Annotated in this window: 2 protein-coding genes; both read right to left on the bottom strand. The window is 42.8% G+C overall.

The features are described from left to right. Window positions 1-304: 304 nt before the first annotated feature. A complete protein-coding gene (locus ACP5KC_RS09775; protein ID WP_428287438.1) occupies window positions 305-2,035 on the bottom strand; it encodes a hypothetical protein in 1,731 nt (576 codons plus the stop codon). Between the two features lie 412 nt (window positions 2,036-2,447). Then, on the bottom strand, window positions 2,448-2,852 hold the full coding sequence (locus ACP5KC_RS09780; protein WP_428287439.1) for a type II toxin-antitoxin system VapC family toxin: 405 nt from the start codon (window positions 2,850-2,852) through the stop codon (window positions 2,448-2,450). Window positions 2,853-2,922 lie beyond the last annotated feature (70 nt).

Below are 2,922 nucleotides of genomic sequence, written 5' to 3' on the forward strand. Positions count from 1 at the left end.
CTTGCTCTACCCTCTCCGGCAGCTCGCTTCCCAATCGTTCAGGTATTTAACAACCTCTACTTCGGGGGAGGATCTAGGACCATGTATCCACCGGGAATATCTAAAAGAATTCAAAAAGGAGGGTGGAATGCTGGAGAAAATTCCTGAGAACATCCCTGAATTGTCAGACTGCTGAACCTCAGATTTTTGGTCAAGCTGGATGAGGTTTCAGGCCAAATAACCAGCAAAGTTTCTAAGATGGAAAGTCTCAAGAATGCCCAATGACATCACCCTAATTAGTAAGGCAGATCTCTAAAATTATAAATCATCTATCTAACTCGTAGTGAAGGTTACGGCAGCTCACAACCCAAATTTCGGCAGCAAGGACGAGCTCTTCGATGTCCTTTTTGCCTAGTATACTCCCTCTTCTGGACTCCAACACACCGGCCCAAGCATGCACCTCCTTCATCAGCTCTTTAAATTGATAAGTATCACCGAAGTAGTCCTCGAGACTTTTCAGCGGACCCTCAACATGTTTTTTAAGCATTGTCAGAACCTTGTCTGCATGCACTTGTTCACGGTTACCTAGCCATCTACGGAAAGACTCAATATTCCTCACAACATTCTCAACAGTCATAGTTGCAGTCCTCCTTCTTTTAATCCTAATAGAGAGTCCACTTACATAATTCTTCACCTTTTCAGGTCCCCGGAAAATAACAATTGCTGTGAGCATGAGGAAAGCTAAAGCTAAAATAGCAGGTAAAAGAATCCTTTGAACTTTATACACTGCTACTAGAACTTTCGGCGAGTCAACCTTAAGTTGAACCACTTCCTGCTTGAAGGATATGCTGTCCCTCCACTCTTCGAAAGTCAACGGAAGGATCGATCCGCGATCGATCCACAGCGCTCTCGGAGCTTTCACTAAGGCTGTGGAGCCAGCATCATACCAGCCACCCCCCTCGATCAACTGAGGATCAAGCCCGAAGGAGAGACCGGACACTTCAGCAATAGCTCGGGTCTCTACAAGGTACTGTCTCTTATAAACAGCAGATATATTCACTGGCGCGTAAGCGATAATACTGTTAATTGATTTATTATCAGCGAATAAGCCAACGAAGATATCTCTGGTTCTATTTTTGTAGTCGAGAATTTTATAAATGCTACAATTAACAGCCGCACCCGCTTTGTACCAACCTGAACAGTGAGAGTACGGTGGGTTGAAACTCACGTAGTACTCTTTAAGCCAAACTACTGAAAGCTCCTTGGGAGAATCCACTGTTAAATCTACAATGGATGCATTAGAGGTTATAGATCCAACCCACCCTTGAAACACGTACCTAGTTCTATTTTGTAAAGTTACCATATTAGATGTAACTCTAACGCTTATTTTTGAACCTGATTTATACGTACCACTTCCCAAGGCTACACCTAGTGGATCATGTATTCTAACCGGGTAATAAATTGGCTTTTTTACTCTAATTGACACTCTTGTGAGATAAAATTTAAAGTCATAATACTCAGGTTCGACAAGGAATTGAATGACAAGCCTTCCTTTAGCGCCTGAAAACGGAGTCATATCATATTTGAGGTAGAAAAGCGAATATTCATTACATAGCTTTGTTTCAGGAAGTCCATCCAATGAGACCCAACCAGAAAGATCTGTAGTTTTATTACTCCCACTAATAAAGAGTACATTTATTTTCAATTTTTTCTTATTCCAATGATTCATTATTATTATGAATGACAGCTCTCCCATATCCGCCTCTGGGATCATAACTTCTTGGCTAACCATCGCTAGAGTCTTCACAGGCTCATGTATAAAAAACCTCAAAGCAGAGATCTCGATTTTTTCCAGGCATAGAAACCCGCCGGTAAAACTAAATACCCCGGCTGAGAAATGCGCCTTAGGATATATATCCCAGTAGAGGAAGCCTTGAGCAAAATCCCCGTTTTTAATGACTTCAACTTCTTCAACTTCTTGCGCATACAATACAGCTACTAGATTAATAGATAAAAGAGTCAAGAGAAGAAGCATAAGATGCAACTTGGTATTCACGTTTGCACCCCCTTCAGGAGTTCTCGGGCTCTTGCCGCATTACCAGATCTAGTAGGTTTAAAAAGATCCTCCCTTATAACCTTTACTTTAGCTCTAATTTCAGAAGAATTAAGCAATGAAAACGTTATCCTGCTCAACGCTCAAGCTCTGGTTGAGCAACACAAATCTAGCTTGTGCTTAATGTCAAGTATTGCCCTTAAAGAGAGCCATCTTATCACAACAAGCATAAAGGCTAAAAAATGAGCTTAGATGATTCCTCAATGTCTTGAGGAGATCAGACCAGCCTATGCCTGACTTGACATTGGTTGCGTCATTTCCACCTGTATTCTTAACTGTGACAGTAATAGTCCTAATATCATCAACGCTCCACTCGGTCGGGAGGTTGTGGAATATCAGCAAGCCTTATTTTATGTTACCTCATCCAGATCCTCTTTATCCCCTTTACCCTGTCGAAATCAGAATCCTCGGTTATTATAAGCTCAACTCCGTTGCTCCTCATCGCCCCTATGTGGATTACCTTTGATGGCCTTAGACCTTCTTTCATGGCCTCAACAGCATGGTTGTACTCCTCCTCTCCCACATCGATCAGGGTAACGTAGGGGAGAACTATCGACTCAACTAACTCGATTGAGAGCTCGTAGGGGATTCCGTATTTCTTCCTGCTCACGTAGATGAGCTCATCGAGCACAAGCACGTCGGTGTAAACCCTATATTTCTCCAGGAGCCTAAGGTAGAAGTCCTCGTAAGGCGTCCTTGCTTCCCTGCCTCCCACGGTGTTTAAGTAGATCGGGAGGGGCGCGTTAGGAAAGGTCTTCATCGAACTCCTCCTCGAGGGAGGGGGAGCTTACGGGTAACGTGTGTATCCTGGGATATTTTTAAATATTTTT

The organism is Infirmifilum sp., assembly GCF_049970975.1.
GTDB classification, from domain to species: Archaea; Thermoproteota; Thermoprotei; order Thermofilales; family Thermofilaceae; genus Thermofilum; species Thermofilum uzonense.

Bases quoted from the DNA above. Each gene is read 5' to 3' on its own strand.
- ACP5KC_RS09780 (WP_428287439.1), bottom strand. From the start codon at position 2,852: ATGAAGACCTTTCCTAACGCGCCCCTCCCGATCTACTTAAACACCGTG.